Consider the following 17,998-nt stretch of genomic DNA (forward strand, 5'->3'; position numbering starts at 1 on the left):
CAGCGGGCGATGGTCCGCGCGGTCGGCGGCGCCATCGACGGAATGCGTACGACTGCGCTCAATTGTCCCTGCCCGCCGGGGTGCTCCCGACCACCGGGGCGCTCGCTCCCCGGCTTTCTCACCCACTCCTCGGCCGACCTCCACGGCCGGGCCGCCCCGCGCCCCCGCCGACACCCCGGGGAGCCGGTCAGCCCTCGGCCATCCGCTCCAGCAGACCGGTGCGCGCGGCCACCGCGGCCGCCTCCAGCCGGGTGCGCGCGCCCAGCTTCATCAGCACCCGCTGCACATGGGTACGGGCGGTGCTCGCGGCGATCCGCATCCCGGCCGCGATCGCCGCGGTGTCCTCGCCGTCCGCGATCCGGGCCAGCACCTGCACCTCACGGCGGGTCAGCAGCCGCAGCAGCCGGACCGCCTCGTCGTCCGGCTCGGCCACCGGGCGCAGCAACTGGTCGAAGGCCCCGCGCAGGACGTCCACCCCCACCGCGGCCTCGCCCGCCCGGGCCCGCCCGATCGCCCGCTCGACCACCTCGATCCGCTCGTCGCTGGGCACGTACCCCGCCGCCCCGGCCGCGAACGCGCAGGCCACGCCCCGGAGTTCACCCACCGGCCCGAGCACGATCACGGCCACCTCGGGCCGCTCCCGGCGGATCCGGCGCAGCCCGTCGAAGGCCCCCGGCTCGCCCGGCGCGGACACCCCCAGCAGACACACCTCGGGCCGTCGCCCGGCCACCAGATCGGCCGCCACACCGGCCGGCGAGCCGACCGCGAGCACCCGGTGGCCGCGCAGTTGCAGCGCGGTGGCCAGCGCCTCGGCCAGCAGCCGGTGGTCGTCGACCACCACGAGTCGAACACCCATGACGCCCTCCCGGTCGGGGCCCGGCTCGTGCCCGCACCCTGCGGGCGGGCGGCCGATGACGCACCATCACAGCGCATTCCGTACCCGACCCGCTAGGCCACCGAGGATCGCGGGACCAGCGGCGGAACGGGGCGAACCCCGGTGCACAGAACGCGAAAGACCCCCGCCGCGAGGCGAGGGTCTTTCGGTGGAGCCCCCATGCGGAATCGAACCGCAGACCTTCTCCTTACCATGGAGACGCTCTACCGACTGAGCTATAGGGGCTTGGCCTTGCGTTTCCGCCGGGCCGGTCGAACAAGGAAGACATTACACGGCCGTCGGCCCGGAAGGGAAATCGGCTCCACCCCGGGCCCCGCGGGCCGTCAGCCCCCGGCGTGCGCCGCGTCGAACTCCTCGCGGGCCGCGAGCATCTGCCCGGCGCGCCGCTCCGTCCAGCGCCCGAGCGGGGCGACCAGCCCGGCCAGCTCGCGACCGAGCGGCAGCAGGTCGTAGACCACTCGCGGCGGCGTCTCCGGGAAGACCGTGCGAAGCACCAGCCCGCTGCGCTCCAGGCTCCGCAGCGACTGGGTGAGCATCTTGCGGCTGACCCCGCCGACCGCGCGCTGGAGCTCGGAGAAGCGCTGCGGCCCGCAGGCGGACAGGCTCATCAGGATCAGCATCGACCACTTGTCGGCGAGCTCGGCGAACAGCTCGCGACTGGGGCAGAGCTGGGCGAAGACGTCCAGCTCCGGCTTCTGCCCCTGCTCCCGCTCCTGCTCCGGCCCGCCGCCTCCCGCCTGGCGCTCGACCCCGACGCCCTCTGCCCGCCGCTCGACCTCGGCCCGGGCCGCTTCCTCCGTCGTCATACGCCCAGGGTAGACCTGCGGTCTCCGATCCGCACCTGGTCTCTTCTGGAGACCTGGTCTATATTGGAGACCGTTCGACGGAGCGGGCCCGCCCCGCTCCGTCGCCCTTGCCCTCCCGCTCTCACGCCATCCCGTCCCCAGGAGTGCCCGCATGACCGCCATCCGCCCGACCGTCGCCCTCGCCTACCACTCCGGCTACGGCCACACCGCCGTGATCGCCGAGGCCGTCGCCCGCGGCGCCGCCGCAGCGGGCGCCGAGGTCGTCACGATCGCCGTCGACACCATCACCGAGGAGCAGTGGGCCCAGCTGGACGCCGCCGACGCGATCGTCTTCGGCTCCCCCACCTACATGGGCACCGCCTCCGGCGCCTTCCACGTCTTCGCCGAGGCCAGCAGCAAGCGCTGGTTCGCCGACGCCTGGAAGGACAAGCTCGCGGCCGGCTTCACCAACTCCGCCTCCAAGAGCGGCGACAAGGCCGGCACCCTCGGCTTCTTCCAGACCCTCGCCGCCCAGCACGGCATGAACTGGGTCAACCTCGGCCTCAAGCCCGGCTGGAACGCCACCACCGCCTCCGAGGACGACCTCAACCGCCTCGGCTTCTTCACCGGCGCCGCCGCCTCCTCCCCCGCCGACGCCGGCCCCGAGGCCGTCCACAAGGCCGACATCGCCACCGCCGAGCACCTGGGCGAGCGCGTCGCCCGGCACACCGCCGTCGTCCTGGCCGGCCGCGCCGCCCTGGCCGGCTGAGACCGCCCCCGCCGCACGGCTACGCCGCCGGGTCCGCCCCCAGCACGGGCGCCCGGCGGCGTCCGCCGTCCACCGCCGCCAACTCCGCACCCGTGGTGTCCGGCAGCAGCCACAGGCAGCCCAGCGCCAACAGCCCCAGCACCCCCAGGTACCAGCCGACCGGCTGCGCCGTCCCGTACGCGCCGGTCAGCCGCGTCGCCACCAACGGCGTCAACGCCCCGCCGACCACCCCGCCCAGGTTGTACGTCAACGCGGCGCCCGTGTAGCGCACCCGGGTCGGGAACAGCTCCGGCAGGAACGCCGCCACCGGGCCCATCAGACACCCCAGCACCACCATCGCCCCGGCCAGGGCCAGGAACATCAACGGCCGGCGCACCGTCTCCAACAGCGGGAACAGCACCAGCGACCAGCCCGCCGCCAGGCCCGCCGCCCACCGCAGCGTCCGCCGCCGCCCCCACCGGTCACTGTGCGCCGCACTCAGCCACACCGTCACGGCCCCGCCCACCGCACCGACCAGCAGCATCGCCAGCACCACCGTGCTCGCCACCCCCAGGCCGGACGTCGCGTACGCCAGCGCGTAGGTGGTGGTCAGGTAGAACAACGCGTACCCGAGCGTGATCGCCCCACCCCCGGCCAGCACCGGCCGCCAGTGCTCCCGCAGCACCTCCACCACCGGCGGACGGTCCCGCCGCTCGTCCGCCCGGAACAACGGCGTCTCCGCCAGCCGCAGCCGCACGAACAGCCCCACCGCCACCAGCGCCAACGAGGCCAGGAACGGCACCCGCCAGCCCCACGCCCGGAACGACCCCTCGTCCAGGGTGAGTTGGAGCACCAGGAACGCCCCGTTCGCCAACACGAACCCGCCCGACGGCCCCAACTGCAGGAACCCGCCGTACCGCCCGCGCCGCCCGGCCGGCGCGTTCTCCGCGATCAGCAGCGCCGCCCCGCCCCACTCCCCGCCCAACCCGACGCCCTGGCACACCCGCAGCACCACCAGCAGCACCGGCGACCACCACCCCCACACCGCGAACCCCGGCAACAGCCCCACCGCCGCCGTCGCCAACCCCATCAGCAACAGCGACACCACCAGCGTCGCCTTCCGCCCCACCCGGTCCCCGAAGTGCCCGAACACCACCGCCCCCAACGGTCGGGCCAGGAACGCCACCGCGTACACCGAGAACGCCGCCAGCAACGCCCCGGTCCCACCCAACCCGGGAAAGAACACCGGCCCGAACACCAGGGCCGCCGCCGTCCCGTACAGGAAGAAGTCGTAGAACTCGATCGCCGTCCCGATCAACGCCGCAGCCGCGGCCCGCCTCAACTGCCCAGCCCGCGGGGCACCCTCCGCATCCATACCACCACCCTCCCGACCCCCCGCCCCACCCCGCCAGCCCCCACCCGAGTGACCCCGGCGCACACCCCGGCCCCCAGCGCCCACCAAAAAGCCCGAGCGCCGCCACCACGACGCCCGGGCCCACCGCACCCCTCACCTGCCACTACCGGTACCGCTACCGCCCGTACGGCGGCGCCCCCACCCTCCGCCTCCGCACCACGACGACCACCACCCCGGCCACCACAGCCAGCCCGGCCATCACCCCACCCACGATCGGGAGCGCACTGCCCGACCCGGACGACGCCTCAGCCTTCGGCTGCCCCGTCGGCGCACCAGCCGCCGCCCCGGCCGGACTCGGCGCCGACGACACCGGCGCGGACGCAGTCGCCGAGGGCGAAGGGGCAGCCGAAGGCGTAGCCGCATCAGCCGGAAGCGGCGACACATCCGCCGGCCCCGGATCCCCCGGATCCGTCAACGCGATCCGCGGCCGCACAACCCCATAACCGACGCCGTCATTGCGAACAGAACCGTCAGTGGGCTTCCCTGCTGTATTGATGAGCACTCGAAGGACCTGATTTGCCGTCCAGTCCTTGTGGACGGCCCAGACCAGAGCCGCCGACGCCGACACCAGGGCGGCCGCGTCCGACGTGCCATGACTCTTGCAATACCCGGTGTTTCCCGTACAAGCCTCAATCATGTCCGTACCAGGCGCAACGAGTGTCACCTGCGGCCCCTGCTGGGATTCCGTAGTCGCAATGACATCACGACCAACGGCACCCACTCCAACAACATTGGGCAGTGCACTGGGATACTCGGCAAGATTCCCCGACTGAGCCGAGTTGCCGACACTGGATACGACCAGCACCCCCTTCTCGCGGGCCCACGCCAAGGTCTTGCTCAACTTATCCACATCGTCAGGCGAGGTGGACACGGCAGGAATTCCTTGCGAGATGTTGATGACCTTCGCGCCTTTGTCGACCGCATACGTAACGGCCTGCCCGATCTGGCCAAGGAAGTCGGTGGAAACCACTGGCCCGACAGTCCCATTGTTGATCTTCAGCGGCAGGATCTTGGCGCCTGGCGCGAGCCCATAAGCGCCCGTTCCACCGTTGGCCTTACCGGTCCCGGCGATCAGACTGGCCATCTGCGTACCATGCCCGTCGGCGTATGAACCGGCACCACCGGAACCACCGCTGTAGTCCTGCCCGGGCAGGAACTGGCCCACCAGATCCGGATGATCCAGCTTGAAACCACCGTCGATCACCGCAACGGTGATCCCGTCCCCCTTTGAGGTCTTCCACATCTCTGGGGCGTGCATGGCATCCAAGTGCCATTGATCGGGCCGAATCGGACCATCAGCAATCGCAGAGGTTGCGACTGGGCCGACAACGATTCCAAGCGCGATCATTGCCGCTGCGAGCGCTCGCAGACGTGCTCGCGTTTCCGTCCGCCCCATCACAACTCCTCGTCTGTCTCCCCGCAGGCCGGGAAAGCGTGCCCCAAACAGTTCTGCCCGGCCACTGGGCGAGCCCAGTGGCCGGGCAGTCAATGGCGTCCTACTCAATCACGTCCGGGTTGCTGTGCGGCGTACCGCTGATCCAGGTCTCCTCGTCCTCGTGGAGGTAGTCTGCGCGGTCGCGGCGGTCGCGTTCCTTCTTACCGCCGTGGCCGCCCGCACCCGGGGCCATCATGCCGTTCTGCCCGGACCGGGCACCGCCCTCGGCGGCTCCCGCCGCCGCGCGGTTCCGCAGGCCCGTGCCGCCGGGAGTGAACTCCCCACCGGCAGCAGGACCCTTTCGGCCACCGACCGTGCCGCCCGGGGTCGAGGTCAGGCCTCGGCCGCGCGAGCCGCCGCTGCCGCCGACGACGCCGTGGCCGCCACCCATGCCCGGGTGCATGCCACCCATTCCGCCGCCCATGGGCGAACCGCCGACGCGGCCGCCGCCCGGCGCGCCCTCACGCCCGAAGACCGTCCCGCTCGGGAGTCCCGGGGTACCGGCCTTGCCAGGGGTCGAGCCACCGTTGAACGGGCCGGTACGGAGGGGAACCGAACCGCCGCCCTTGCCGGGGATGCTGCCGATGCCCTTGGTCGGAACGGAACCGCCACCGGTGCCCGCCGGAAAGCCGGAGATCGGGCCGCTGCCCGGCACGCCGGGCAGCCCACCGCGACCGTCGGGACCACCGGGGTAGCCCTGAGTTCCACCCGGCCCGCTCGGCAGCACCGGGCCGCCCCCGGGGCCGACCGGGGTGGTCTGGTCCGGCAGGGTCGGGATGCTGTCGAGGCCGGTACCAGGGCGGGTGACCGGGTCCGACGGGTGGGACGGCGGGGCCGGGGTGCCCGGGTCCTGAGGCGGGGGCGGCAGCTGACCGCCACTGTGCGGAGGGACCGGTCCAGTGTGGCCAGGGTAGGTCGATTCCTGCCGGCCCGCAGCCGGGTCGCGGGGCGTCATGGAAACGCCACCGTAGTTGCCTCCGGGCGAGTTGTAGCTCCCCTTGACACTGCCCCCGGAAGATCGTGGGCCGGGCAGGGTGCCGCGGTAACTCCCGCCAGTAGTGCCACCACCCGAATAGTCGGACGCCGTGTCCCGGCTCGTCTCAGGCGTCCCGGGCAGCACCACGTTGTCGCCCAGCCCGTTCAGCGTCGTCGTCGCAGCAGCGTAAGCCTCGCCCAGCTTCTCCATCTGGCGGATGGCTTCCTGGTGTGCGTCGTAGACTTCCTTCGTTCCGGCCATCGCCTGCGTCTCGGAGACCCAGTCCGGGTTCTTCCGCTTCATGGCTGCATCGATGTCCGCGGTGGAAGGACCGTTCGGGTTCCAGCCGACCGTCTTCAGCTGCCTGACCACATCGGGGTCAGGTGCCCCCTGCTTCACCCGCCCGTTCACCCAGCCGAGGGCCTCCGTCGGCACCTTGGGCATCGCGGCTTTGGCCGTGCTGAGTGCCTCACCGGCCTGGTTCATGGCATCGCCCGCGCCCGCCGAATAGGCTCCCAGCTTCTCGGCGGACTGCTGCAGATTCCCGGCCCACGTCTTGAAGTTCTCTGCTGCCTGACCTTCCCAGGTGACCTTGGAGAGGTGCGACTTGAGTGCCTCACCCAACTCCTTGAGGACGCCGCCGGCCTGTTGCAGCTTCGCGGCGCGACTCAGGACCGTCGCGGGATCGGTTCCCCCAACCATGTCCGCGAGGACTTGATGATCCATGCCTTCGAACTTCGACTGGACTGCCACTACTCTCTCTCCCCGTTCCCCGTGAACCGTCTCCGTCGACCGATGTCAGAAGCTCTTGGCGCCGGTCCGCGCCCCCGGGCCGTTCGTTCCGCTCTGACCCGAACTCTGCGCGACCGCGTTCTGAGCGGCTGTCGCGTTGTCCTCATTGGTCGAGTAGTTGTGTGCCGTGGACGTGACCGCGCTCTGCATCGCTTTGATCTGGGACGTGAAGTCCTTGTGCAGCTTGACGAGCTGGGTGTGGACCTTCTCGTAGGTCGAGGACAGCGCGACTGCTTCCACGAACTGGTGAGGCTGGCTCCCACTGACGAAGCTCTTCTGGGACACCTTCTGCGCCTCGAGCTTGTACGGCGCGGCCTCCGAGCCCTCCATCGCCGCGAGCAGGGCCTCGATCTTCCTGGCGAACTCCGTGAGGGTGTCGAGCTCAACCTGGACATCGTGCTTGCCGAAGGCCGCCACCAGGTCCCCGGCGCTGACGTTGGTCTGCACGGTGCTGACCACGGGGGCGATCTTGATCCCGTGCCCCCACGGCAGCGGGATCGTCGGCCCGTCCAGCATGAACGGCGTCGCGTCCGGTGCCCCCGGCGTCCCCGGTGCCGGCGTCGATCCCGCGCTCGGCGTGGTCGTCGGCTCTCCCACAGCAATCCACCTCTCCCCCGTACGGCCCGCGCGTCCCGGGCGTGTCCCGGGCCCCGTCGCGCCGCAACGCACCGTCAACTTCTAAGGCTTACCGTCCTGGTCGGTTCGGCCGCCCGCCCTGAGGGCGGCCCCCGCCTCTGTCATGGTAGCCACCGCCCCTGTCGGCCCGGCAGGGACCTTGGCCTGCGCGGGCGCGATCGGTACGAACTTGACACGTACAGCCCGGGGTCGGGCCGCTGGATAGACTGCCCCGGTACGCCCCATCTGCCGTGCAATGTCGCTCAGCAGCGAGCCGTGGCCGCAGAAACGGACGTGTGACGACATGCCTGAGCAGAGGACGCCCTGGTGGGCCCGGGCGGTGCGGCCGGAGCGGCCGCCGGTGCCGGTGGTGTTGATGGTGCGGGCCGCGCTGGGGATGGCGGTGCCGCTGGTCCTGGGGCTGTGGGCGCACCGGCTGGACCTGGGGGTGTTCGCCGCCCTGGGGGCGATGCACGCGACGATGAACGACCGGGTCGAGCCCGCGGGGCTGCGGGTGGTCCGGATCGGGTCGGCGGTGGCGGCCTCGGCGGTGGGGATGCTGGTCGGTACGGCCTTGCAGCACGTCCACGCCGGCGTGCTGGCGCTCGGTGCCGGGCTGACCCTGACGGCGTTCGTGTCGGGTGCGTTGAGTGCGACGGGTCCGCGCGGATCGGCGGCGGGGATGCTGCTGCTGGTGTCGGCGGCGCTGGGCAGTGGGATGCCGTTGCCGGAGCCGTGGTGGGCGGCGGCGCCGATGATGCCGGCGGGTGCGGCGCTCGTGGTACTGCTGGGTCTGCCCGGTCGTGCGGCCGACCCGCGCGTCCGGGCGTTGGCGGCGGCGTACGAGGCGCTCGGCCGGACGCTCGGCGATCTGGGGACGGCGCGGGGCGCGGAGTCCCGCCGGGTGTTGACGGCCCGGCTGAACCAGGTGCAGGACCTGTTCCCCGGGCACGGCCGGACGGCCCTGCGCCCGGTGTACGAGGCGGCGCTGGCGGCGACCGAGGCGGCGACGGGCCTGTTGTGGGCGTGGCGGCCGGTGCCCGCGGAGGTGGCGGCGGTGCCGGGGCAGCTGGCGGCCGCGGTGCGGCGGGGCGGCGGCGAGGTGGTGGTGCCGCAGTGGCGGCCGGACACCCCGGCGCGGCAGGCCCTGGACGTGGCGCTGCGGGCCGCCGCGGACGCGGTCGCGGGCCGGCCTACCCGGATCGACGCGGCGCCCGCGCCGCCGCCCGACCCGTGGCGGCTCCGGGGGCGGCTGTGGTCCGCCGCGTCGGCGCGGTACGGGCTGCGGGTGGCGCTGTGCATCGCGGTGGGTTCGGCGGTGACGGCCAACTACCCGCTGAGCAAGAGCTACTGGGTGCCGATGACGATCGCGTTCGTGTTGAAGCCGGATCTGGGTTCGGTGTTCCTGCGGGCGGTGAGCCGGGCGGTCGGCACGGTGCTGGGTGTGGCCGTGACGGCGGCGCTGCTGGCGTCGACCACCGAGGAGTGGGTGCTGACGGCGGTGGCGGCACTGTGCGTGGCGCTGCTGCCGTACGCGACGGCGGCGCACTACGGGCTGACCACGGTGGCGATGACGCCGATGGCGCTGGTGCTGCTCCAACTCGGCGGCCGGAGCAGTGCGGCCGAGTTCTGGCCGCGGGTGCTGGACACCGTCCTGGCGAGCGCGATCGTGCTGCTCCTCGGCTACCTGCTGTGGCCGGAGCGCCCGCGGCACCGGATCGAGCCGCGGCTGGTGACCGCGACGACCGCCCTGCGCGCCTACCTGGACGCGGTGACGGAGCACCGGACCGGCGAGGTGTGGCTGCGCCGTACGGCCTACCGGTCCCTGGCGGACGCCCGGCAGGAGGTGCGGCAGGGGCTGGCCGAGCCGCCGCCCACCGGCCGGCTGGCCGAGCAGTGGCTGCCGGCCACGGCGGCGCTGGAGCGGCTGGGCGGGGCGGTGGCGGCGTTCGCCGCGCAGATCCGGTACGGGGGACGGGTACCGGATCCGGTGGAGACCGAGCGGGTCCGGCGGGCCCTGGACGAGCTGACGGCCGCCGCCCGGGAGCACCGTCCGCCGGTCGGTCCGGCGGCCCGGCCGGACGCACCGCACGACCCGGCGCTCAGTGCGCTGGGCCGTGCGGCGGACGAGTTGGAACTCCTGCTCAGGCAGCGGTAGTTCAGGAAGAGGACAACCCCCGAAGAAGGCAGCTCAGGAAGAAGGCAGCTCAGGGAGGAGGCAGCTCAGACCTGCTCGGCCAGCTCCAGCCAGGTCATCTCCAGCTCCTCCTTCTCCTCCCGGACGGCGCGCAGCTGCCCGTCCAGTTCGGCGACCTTGGAGAAGTCGGCGGCGTGCTCGGCGAGTTGGGCGTGCAGCTTGGACTCCTTGTCGTCCAGCTTGGCGATCTGGCGCTCGATCTTCTGCATCTCCTTCTTGGCCGCCCGGAGGTCCCCGCCGGAGAGCCCGGCGGCGGGGTCGACGGCCGGGGCCGCGGCCACGGGGGCGGCCTGCGCCGCGGCGGCGGCCATCCGGGCCCGCCGCTCCAGGTACTCGTCCACGCCGCCCGGCAGCATCCGCATCTTCTTGTCGCCGAGCAGCGCGTGGACGACGTCGGTGGTCCGCTCGATGAAGAACCGGTCGTGGCTGATGACGACCATCGAGCCGGGCCAGCCGTCGAGCAGGTCCTCCAGCTGGTTGAGGGTCTCGATGTCCAGGTCGTTGGTCGGCTCGTCGAGGAACAGCACGTTGGGCTCGTCCATCAGCAGCCGCAGCAGCTGGAGCCGGCGCCGCTCGCCGCCGGAGAGGTCGCCGACCGGCGTCCACTGCTTGTCCTTGCCGAAGCCGAACTGCTCGCACAGCTGGCCGGCGCTCATCTCCCGGCCCTTGCCGAGGTCGACCCGGGAGCGGACCTGCTCGACGGCCTGCAGCACCCGGGTCGTCGGCTCCAGTTCGGCGACCTCCTGGGACAGGTAGGCCAGGCGCACGGTCTTGCCGACCTTGATCACGCCGGAGGCGGGCTGGATGTCGCCCTCGCTGGCGTAGGCGTCGCGCATGGCGCGCAGCAGCGAGGTCTTGCCGGCGCCGTTGACGCCGAGCAGGCCGATCCGGTCGCCGGGGCCGAGCTGCCAGGTGAGGTTCTCCAGCAGCAGCTTGGGGCCGGCCTTGACGGTGACGCCTTCCAGGTCGAAGACGGTGCGGCCGAGCCGGGCGTTGGCGAACTTCATCAGCTCGCTCTTGTCCCGGGGGTCCGGCACGTCTGCGATCAGGGCGTTGGCCGCCTCGATCCGGTAGCGCGGCTTGGAGGTGCGGGCGGGGGCGCCGCGGCGCAGCCAGGCGAGCTCCTTGCGGGCGAGGTTCTGGCGCTTCTGCTCCTCGACGGCCTCGATCCGGGAGCGCTCGGCGCGGGCGAAGACGTAGTCGGAGTAGCCGCCCTCGTACTCGTGCACCTCGCCGTGCTGGACGTCCCACATCCGGGTGCAGACCTGGTCGAGGAACCAGCGGTCGTGGGTGACGCAGACCAGTGCGGAGCGGCGCTTCTGCAGGTGCTGGGCGAGCCAGTTGATGCCCTCGACGTCGAGGTGGTTGGTGGGCTCGTCGAGGATGATCAGCTCGGGGGAGCCGAGCAGCAGCTTGGCGAGGGCGATCCGACGGCGCTCGCCACCGGAGAGCGGGCCGATGACGGTGTCGAGGCCGTCGGCGAAGCCGGGCAGGTCGAGGCCGCCGAAGAGGCCTTCGATGATGTCGCGGATCCGGGCGTCGCCGAGCCACTCGTGGTCGGCGCGGTCGGCGATGACCTCGTGCCGGATGGTGGCCTTCGGGTCGAGCGAGTCGTGCTGGGTGAGGACGGCCGGTTCGAGGCCGCCGTTCCAGGTGATCCGGCCGCCGTCGGGCTCCTCCAGCTTGGCGAGCATCCGGATCAGGGTGGTCTTGCCGTCGCCGTTGCGGCCGACGACGCCGATCCGGTCACCGTCGCTCACGCCCAGGCTGACCGCGTCCAGCAGGGTGCGGGTGCCGTAGACCTTCGTGACGGACTCGATGGTGGCGAGGTTGACGGCCACGTGTGCTGCGCTCCTGGGTTCGGCGGTCGGGGGCGGGCCCAGCCCGCCCCTCTCTCGGGGACGACCCGATCACCCCAGCCTAATGGGCGGGCCGCAACGCCCTCACCGCGTCGAGCGCCCCCACCGCCTCGAGCACCCCCGCCGGGTCAGACGACCGACGCCCCCGGCACCGGCCCGTACGTGGCGTGCGCGGCCCGGCAGGTGCCGGAGGCCAGCAGCGCCCGCGCGACGGCGGCCGCCGCCTCGGCGTCCTTGGCCAGGAAGGCGCAGGTCGGTCCGGAGCCGGAGACCAGGGCGCCGAGCGCACCGGCCTCGGTGCCGGCCCGCAGGGTGGCGGCCAGCGCGGGGCGCAGGGAGAGCGCGGCGGCCTGGAGGTCGTTGGTGAGCGCGCCGGCCAGGGCGACGGCGTCGCCGTCGGCGAGGGCGGCGAGCAGGGCCGGGTCGGCGTCGGGGGTGGGCACCTGGAGGTCGCTGGAGCCGGTGCCGGCCTCCTCGCGGAGCCGGTCGCACTCGCGGAAGACGGCGGGGGTGGACAGGCCGCCTTCGGCGACCGCGAAGACCCAGTGGAAGGCGCCCTCGACCGGCAGCGGTTCCAGGATCTCGCCCCGGCCGCGGCCCAGCGCGACGCCGCCGATCAGGGCGAAGGGCACGTCGGAGCCCAGTTCGGCGGCCAGGTCCAGCAGCACCGGGAGCGGGGTGTCGAGCTTCCACAGCGCGTCGCAGGCGACCAGCGCGGCGGCGCCGTCGGCGCTGCCGCCGGCCATGCCGCCGGCGACCGGGATGGCCTTGGCGATGTGGAGGTGGACGCCCGGGTCGGCGATCCCGTGGTGGGCGGCGAGCAGCCGGGCGGCGCGGGCGGCGAGGTTGCTGTCGTCGAGCGGGACGGCGTCGGCGTCGGGGCCCGAGCAGGAGAGCGTCACGCCCTCGCCCGCACTCGCCGTGACCTCGTCGCCCAGCGCGACCGCGAAGAAGACGTTGGCCAGGTCGTGGAAGCCGTCGGCGCGCAGTCCGCCGACCCCGAGCTGGACGTTGACCTTGGCCGGTACCCGTACGGTGATCACTCGCTGTCCTCGGCAGGCTTGGCGGGCTTGTGCTCGGCGATCGCGGCGAACTGCTCCACCGTCAGCATCTCGCCGCGCAGCTTGTGGTCGATCCCGGCCGCCGCGAGCGCCTGCTCGGCCCCGGCGGCGGAGCCGGCCCAGCCGGCCAGCGCGGCGCGCAGGGTCTTGCGGCGCTGGGCGAACGCGGCGTCGACCACCGCGAACACCTCCTCGCGGCTGGCGGTGGTCCTCGGCGGCTCGCGGCGGATCAGCGAGACCAGCCCGGAGTCGACGTTGGGGGCGGGCCAGAACACGTTCCGCCCGATCGCACCGGCCCGCTTCACCTCGGCGTACCAGTTGGCCTTGACCGAGGGGACGCCGTAGACCTTGTTGCCGGGCTTGGCGGCGAGCCGGTCGGCGACCTCGCTCTGCACCATCACCAGGGTCCGCTCGATGCTGGGGAAGGTCGCCAGCATGTGCAGCAGGACGGGCACGGCCACGTTGTACGGGAGGTTGGCGACCAGCGCGGTGGGCGCCGGCCCCGGCAGCTCGGTGACCTCCATGGCGTCGCTGAGGACCAGCGCGAAGGCGTCCGCCTTGCGGGGCATCCGGGCCGCGACGGTGTCCGGCAGGTGCTGCGCGAGCACCGGGTCGATCTCGACCGCGGTGACGTGCCGCGCGACCTCCAGCAGCGCCAGCGTCAGCGAGCCGAGCCCGGGCCCGACCTCCACCACCGCGTCCTGCTCCGTCACGTCGGCGGCGCGGACGATCCGCCGCACGGTGTTGCCGTCGATGACGAAGTTCTGCCCGCGCTGCTTGGTCGGCTTCACGCCGAACGCGGCCGCCAGCTCGCGAATGTCGGCGGCGCCCAGCAGGTGGCTGTCAGGGGTGGGGTCGGTGGTGCTCACGCGCCAAGGATACGGGCGCGGGCGCCGCCACCCGGACGCGCGGAACCGGAACACCCGCCTCCGGACGACCCCCGCACGCGCAACGGCGCCCGCGAACCGCTCAGTACCCGAAGGCCCGCGCCGTGTTCGCCGCGATCGCCGCCGACAGCTCGTCCTCGTGCAGCCCCAGGGTCGCCGCCATCGACCGCACCGTGACCGGAATGAGGTACGGCGCGTTGGGCCGCCCCCGGTACGGGTGCGGGGTGAGGAAGGGGGCGTCGGTCTCGACCAGGATCCGGTCGAGCGGGGTGGCGAGCAGGGCGTCGCGCAGCGGCTGGTTGGCCTTGAAGGTGACCGGGCCGGCGAAGGACAGGTACCAGCCGTGCTCGGCGCAGACCTTCGCCATCTCGGCGTCGCCGGAGTAGCAGTGGAAGACGGTCCGCTCCGGGGCGCCCTCGGCCAGCAGGACGGCGATGACGTCCTCGTGGGCGTCGCGGTCGTGGATGACCAGTGCCTTGCCGTGCCGCTTGGCCATCTCGATGTGGCGGCGGAACGACTCCTTCTGGATCTCCACGCCCTCCGGCCCGGTGCGGAAGTAGTCCAGCCCGGTCTCGCCGACGGCGCGGACCTGGGGCAGCGCGGCCAGTGCGTCGATCTCGGCGAGCGCCTCCTCCAGCGCCGCCTGCCCGCCCGCGTGCCGCTGCTGCCCGGACCACCCGTCGGCGTCGCCGAGGAAGATCCGCGGCGCCTCGTTGGGGTGCAGGGCGACGGCCGCGTGCACCTGCTCGTACTGCGCCGCCAGTTCGGCGGCCCAGCGCGAGCCGGGCACGTCGCAGCCCACCTGGACGACCGTGGTGACCCCGACCGAGGCGGCCCGGGCGAGCCCCTCGGCCGGGGTGCCGGCCTGCATGTCGAGGTGGGTGTGCGAGTCGGCCACCGCCACGGCCAGGGGCTCCGGCAGCGGCGGCGGGGTCGACCGGTCGTCGTCCTTCCTCGCCATCAGGAGGCGGGCTTCTCTTCGAGGCGCGGGAACAGGATCTCGCCCTTGGTGACGGTGGCGCCGACGGGCAGCCGGCCCCAGTCACCGGTGGTGGCGACGCGCTGGTCGGCGAGTGCGCCGAGGCCCTCGGCGGCGCCCAGCGAGGCCCACAACTTCTCGGCGGTGGACGGCATCACCGGGTTGAGCAGCACGGCGGTGCCGCGCAGCGCCTCGGCGGCGGTGTAGAGGATGGTGGCGAGGCGGGCCTGCCCCTCCTCGGACTCGTCCTTGGCGACCTTCCACGGCTCCTGGGTGGTGAGGTAGCCGTTGACCTGCTTGACGAACTCGAAGATCGCCGCGAGGCCGCCGGCGAAGTCCAGCTCCTCGCCGATCTTGGCGTCGGCGGCGGCGACGGCCGCGGCCAGCCCGTCCGCGACGGCCTGCTCGGCCTCGCCCGCGGCGGTGGCGGCCGGCAGCGTCCCGCCGAAGTACTTGCCGACCATGGCGGCGACCCGGGAGGCCAGGTTGCCGAAGTCGTTGGCGAGCTCGGAGGTGTAGCGGGCGGTGAAGTCCTCCCAGGAGAACGAGCCGTCCGTGCCGAACGGGATCGCCCGCAGGAAGTAGTAGCGGTACGCGTCGACGCCGAAGTGCGAGGTGAGGTCGGTGGGCGCGATGCCGGTCAGGTTGGACTTGGACATCTTCTCGCCGCCGACCATCAGCCAGCCGTTGGCGACGACCCGCTTGGGCAGCGGCAGGCCCGCCGCCATCAGCATGGCCGGCCAGATCACCGCGTGGAAGCGCAGGATGTCCTTGCCGACCAGGTGCACGGAGGCCGGCCAGAGCTCGGCGAAGCGCTCCGGGTCACTGCCGTAGCCGGCCGCGGTGATGTAGTTCTGCAGCGCGTCGACCCAGACGTAGAGGACGTGCTTCTCGTCCCAGGGCAGCGGCACGCCCCAGTTGAAGGTGGAGCGGGAGATCGAGAGGTCCTTGAGGTCCTGCTCGACGAAGCGCAGCACCTCGTTGCGGGCCGAGGCCGGCTGGATGAAGTCGGGGTTGGCGGCGTAGAACTCCAGCAGCCGCTCGGCGTAGGCGGAGAGGCGGAAGAAGTAGTTCTCCTCCTCCAGCCACTCGACCGGCTTCTTGTGGACGGAGCAGAGCTTCTCGTCCTCCGTGGCGCCGTCGAGCAGCTCGGCGGGGAGCTTGAACTCCTCGCAGCCGACGCAGTACGGGCCGGAGTAGCCGCCCTTGTAGATCTCGCCCTTGTCGAACAGGTCCTGGACGAACTCCTGCACCCGGGCGGTGTGCCGCTCCTCGGTGGTGCGGATGAAGTCGTCGTTGGCGATCTCCAGGTGCCGCCAGAGCGGCTTCCAGGCCTCCTCGACCAGCTTGTCGCACCACTCCTGCGGGCTGACGCCGTTGGCCTCGGCGGTCCGCATGATCTTCTGACCGTGCTCGTCGGTGCCGGTCAGGTACCACACCTTCTCGCCGCGCTGGCGGTGCCAGCGGGTGAGGACGTCGCCCGCCACGGTGGTGTACGCGTGGCCCAGGTGGGGACGGTCGTTGACGTAGTAGATCGGAGTGGAAACGTAGTACGCCGGGGCGCTCGTCCCGGTGGTGCTGTGGTCTGCAGTGGCCGCCATGGTCGGAAAGCTTAGTCGGGCCCGAACGCACCCCTCGACCGGATATCGCCCCGGCGTACCGCGGGGCCGCCTGCCGCACTGCTCGCGGCGGGCGGCCCCGCCCGCGCTCCCCCGGACCCGTCGGCCCGGTCGCCCCAGGAGCCGGAACCGGACCCGTCCGCCCCGTCAGCCCAGGAGCCGCGACCAGAACCGGGCCCAGCGCCCCTGCGGCTCGGCGGGCCGGGTGGCCGGGGCCGGCCGGGCCGGCTCGGCGTGCGCCGGGTAGCCGGGGGCGTGCCTCAGGGGCTGGTCGGCGCTGGCCACCCGACCCTCGCGCATGATCCGGACGGTGTGCCCACCGCAGCCCGGGCAGGTCGGCTTGAGCAGCGGGGACGGCACCCGGACACCGTTGGCGTGGTACTCGAACACGATGTGGCCGTCCCGGGCGACGTGGTGCTCGATGTCGTACGCCTGCTCCCAGCCGTACCCGCAGCGCAGGCAGGCGAAGGAGTAGGCCTCCCGCACGGTCTCGACGGGAGTGTGCGCCCGCCCCGCCAGGCCGGGGGCGTTCAGCGCGTTGCCACTGCGGGGGCTACCGATCGTGTCGCTCATAGCCAACTCCCAGTGCCCGTCGGGCGCTCGCCCGGCTGGGTCTTTCCGTTCAAGGAAATGCCCGTACCGCCCTGGCTGACGCCTTTCTTGTGAAGACTTGGATGCGGGTTGGCGAGCCCTATACAAAGGGCGCGTCGGGAACCGGAATCCGGGGTCGAACCTTCATCGCAGCGGGCGTTTAGCCGGGCCTTCACTCCAAGGTACGACTCCCCGCCCGCCACGCAACCCCCGGAATTCACCCCTTTTTCAAAGCCCCGTCCAGGCCTTCCTTCTTCGCCGCGACGACCGCGTCGAAGACCTCCCGCTTGGGCACGGACAGTTCGACCGCGACCGCCGCGATGGCCTCCTTGCGCCGCTCCCCGGCCTCCTCCCGGACGGCCACCAGCCGGGCCAGCTCGGCCGGGGTCAGCTCCTGCGGCGCGGCCGGCGGGGCGCCCGCGACCACGACGGTGATCTCGCCCTTGACGCCGTCCGCGGCCCAGGCCGCCAGCTCGCCGATCGGCCCGCGCTTGACCTCCTCGTAGGTCTTGGTGAGCTCGCGGCAGACGGCGGCCGGGCGCTGCGGCCCGAAGGCCTCCGCCATCGCGGCCAGCGCCTCGGCGATCCGGTGCGGCGCCTCGAAGAAGACCATGGTGCGCGGTTCGGCGGCGACCGTGGCCAGCTGCCGGGCCCGGTCACCGGCCTTGCGCGGCAGGAAGCCCTCGAAGGTGAAGCGGTCGACCGGCAGGCCGGACAGCGCGAGCGCGGTGAGCACCGCGGACGGCCCGGGGACGGCGGTGACCTTGACGTCGGCCTCGACGGCGGCGGCCACCAGCCGGTAGCCGGGGTCGGAGACGGACGGCATCCCGGCGTCGGTGACCAGCAGCACCCGGGCGCCGCCGAGCAGCGCCTCGACCAGTTCGGGGGTGCGGCCGACCTCGTTGCCCTCGAAGTAGGAGACGACCCGCCCGGCCGGGGTCACCCCGAGCGCCTGGGTGAGCCGGCGCAGCCGCCGGGTGTCCTCGGCCGCGATGACGTCCGCCGTGGCCAGCTCGGTGAGCAGCCGGGGCGGGGCGTCCGAGACGTCGCCGATGGGTGTGCCTGCGAGAACGAGTACTCCTGTCACGGGCCCCATCCTCGCAGCTCCGGGCCGCCGGGGCGTTTGGTGACGATTCGGTCAGCTT

Annotated in this window: 15 protein-coding genes and 1 tRNA gene; 2 read left to right on the plus strand and 14 right to left on the minus strand. The window is 72.8% G+C overall.

Annotation, left to right across the window (positions count from 1 at the left end):
• Window positions 1-187 precede the first annotated feature (187 nt).
• The 3 genes from AB0F71_RS11655 to AB0F71_RS11665 all read right to left on the minus strand — a co-directional run bounded on the left by AB0F71_RS11655 (window position 188) and on the right by AB0F71_RS11665 (window position 1,701).
• Window positions 188-856 carry a response regulator transcription factor gene (locus tag AB0F71_RS11655; protein WP_360231174.1) on the minus strand — a complete coding sequence of 223 codons (669 nt, stop codon included), beginning with the start codon at window positions 854-856 and terminating at the stop codon, window positions 188-190.
• A 188-nt stretch (window positions 857-1,044) separates the two neighbouring features.
• Window positions 1,045-1,120 (minus strand) — tRNA-Thr (locus AB0F71_RS11660).
• A gap of 98 nt (window positions 1,121-1,218) precedes the next feature.
• Window positions 1,219-1,701 (minus strand): helix-turn-helix domain-containing protein, encoded by a 483-nt coding sequence (locus tag AB0F71_RS11665; RefSeq protein ID WP_360231177.1) that lies wholly within the window; start codon window positions 1,699-1,701, stop codon window positions 1,219-1,221.
• Window positions 1,702-1,852: 151 nt separating this feature from the next.
• On the opposite strand from AB0F71_RS11665, the gene AB0F71_RS11670 reads away from it, so the two are divergent.
• A complete protein-coding gene (locus tag AB0F71_RS11670; protein ID WP_360231180.1) occupies window positions 1,853-2,449 on the plus strand; it encodes a flavodoxin family protein in 597 nt (198 codons plus the stop codon).
• Window positions 2,450-2,468: 19 nt separating this feature from the next.
• Here the strand turns inward: AB0F71_RS11670 and AB0F71_RS11675 are convergent, their stop codons facing one another.
• The 4 genes from AB0F71_RS11675 to AB0F71_RS11690 all read right to left on the minus strand — a co-directional run bounded on the left by AB0F71_RS11675 (window position 2,469) and on the right by AB0F71_RS11690 (window position 7,642).
• Window positions 2,469-3,803, minus strand: coding sequence for an MFS transporter (locus AB0F71_RS11675; RefSeq protein WP_360231183.1), 1,335 nt, complete (start codon window positions 3,801-3,803; stop codon window positions 2,469-2,471).
• 154 nt (window positions 3,804-3,957) lie between these two features.
• Entirely contained in the window at window positions 3,958-5,100 is a 1,143-nt protein-coding gene (gene mycP, locus AB0F71_RS11680) for a type VII secretion-associated serine protease mycosin (RefSeq protein WP_360231312.1), read from the minus strand.
• Between the two features lie 238 nt (window positions 5,101-5,338).
• A complete protein-coding gene (locus AB0F71_RS11685; protein ID WP_360231186.1) occupies window positions 5,339-7,006 on the minus strand; it encodes a WXG100 family type VII secretion target in 1,668 nt (555 codons plus the stop codon).
• Between the two features lie 45 nt (window positions 7,007-7,051).
• The gene (locus AB0F71_RS11690; protein ID WP_360231189.1) at window positions 7,052-7,642 is read right to left on the minus strand and encodes a hypothetical protein; all 591 of its coding nucleotides are present in this window, start codon (window positions 7,640-7,642) and stop codon (window positions 7,052-7,054) included.
• Between the two features lie 322 nt (window positions 7,643-7,964).
• Between AB0F71_RS11690 and AB0F71_RS11695 the strand changes: the two genes are divergently transcribed.
• A complete protein-coding gene (locus tag AB0F71_RS11695) occupies window positions 7,965-9,818 on the plus strand; it encodes an FUSC family protein (protein ID WP_360231192.1) in 1,854 nt (617 codons plus the stop codon).
• Window positions 9,819-9,883: 65 nt separating this feature from the next.
• Here the strand turns inward: AB0F71_RS11695 and AB0F71_RS11700 are convergent, their stop codons facing one another.
• The 7 genes from AB0F71_RS11700 to rsmI form a co-directional block, all read right to left on the minus strand.
• Window positions 9,884-11,698: an ABC-F family ATP-binding cassette domain-containing protein gene (locus AB0F71_RS11700; protein WP_360231195.1), complete on the minus strand. Its 1,815-nt coding sequence runs from the start codon at window positions 11,696-11,698 to the stop codon at window positions 9,884-9,886.
• Window positions 11,699-11,844: 146 nt separating this feature from the next.
• Window positions 11,845-12,759 carry a 4-(cytidine 5'-diphospho)-2-C-methyl-D-erythritol kinase gene (locus AB0F71_RS11705; RefSeq protein WP_360231196.1) on the minus strand — a complete coding sequence of 305 codons (915 nt, stop codon included), beginning with the start codon at window positions 12,757-12,759 and terminating at the stop codon, window positions 11,845-11,847.
• Window positions 12,756-13,646 carry a 16S rRNA (adenine(1518)-N(6)/adenine(1519)-N(6))-dimethyltransferase RsmA gene (gene rsmA / locus AB0F71_RS11710; protein ID WP_360231198.1) on the minus strand — a complete coding sequence of 297 codons (891 nt, stop codon included), beginning with the start codon at window positions 13,644-13,646 and terminating at the stop codon, window positions 12,756-12,758. Before rsmA ends, AB0F71_RS11705 begins: the two co-directional genes overlap by 4 nt.
• 100 nt (window positions 13,647-13,746) lie before the next feature.
• A complete protein-coding gene (locus tag AB0F71_RS11715; RefSeq protein WP_360231201.1) occupies window positions 13,747-14,625 on the minus strand; it encodes a TatD family hydrolase in 879 nt (292 codons plus the stop codon).
• Window positions 14,625-16,244 carry a methionine--tRNA ligase gene (metG, locus tag AB0F71_RS11720; protein ID WP_360231204.1) on the minus strand — a complete coding sequence of 540 codons (1,620 nt, stop codon included), beginning with the start codon at window positions 16,242-16,244 and terminating at the stop codon, window positions 14,625-14,627. Before metG ends, AB0F71_RS11715 begins: the two co-directional genes overlap by 1 nt.
• A gap of 165 nt (window positions 16,245-16,409) precedes the next feature.
• Complete coding sequence (locus AB0F71_RS11725; RefSeq protein WP_360231207.1) at window positions 16,410-16,835, minus strand: hypothetical protein; 426 nt, start codon at window positions 16,833-16,835, stop codon at window positions 16,410-16,412.
• A gap of 235 nt (window positions 16,836-17,070) precedes the next feature.
• The gene (gene rsmI / locus AB0F71_RS11730) at window positions 17,071-17,940 is read right to left on the minus strand and encodes a 16S rRNA (cytidine(1402)-2'-O)-methyltransferase (RefSeq protein ID WP_360231210.1); all 870 of its coding nucleotides are present in this window, start codon (window positions 17,938-17,940) and stop codon (window positions 17,071-17,073) included.
• Between the last annotated feature and the right edge of the window lie 58 nt (window positions 17,941-17,998).

It is taken from the genome of Kitasatospora sp. NPDC028055 (assembly GCF_040637885.1).
Taxonomy (GTDB): domain Bacteria; phylum Actinomycetota; class Actinomycetes; order Streptomycetales; family Streptomycetaceae; genus Kitasatospora.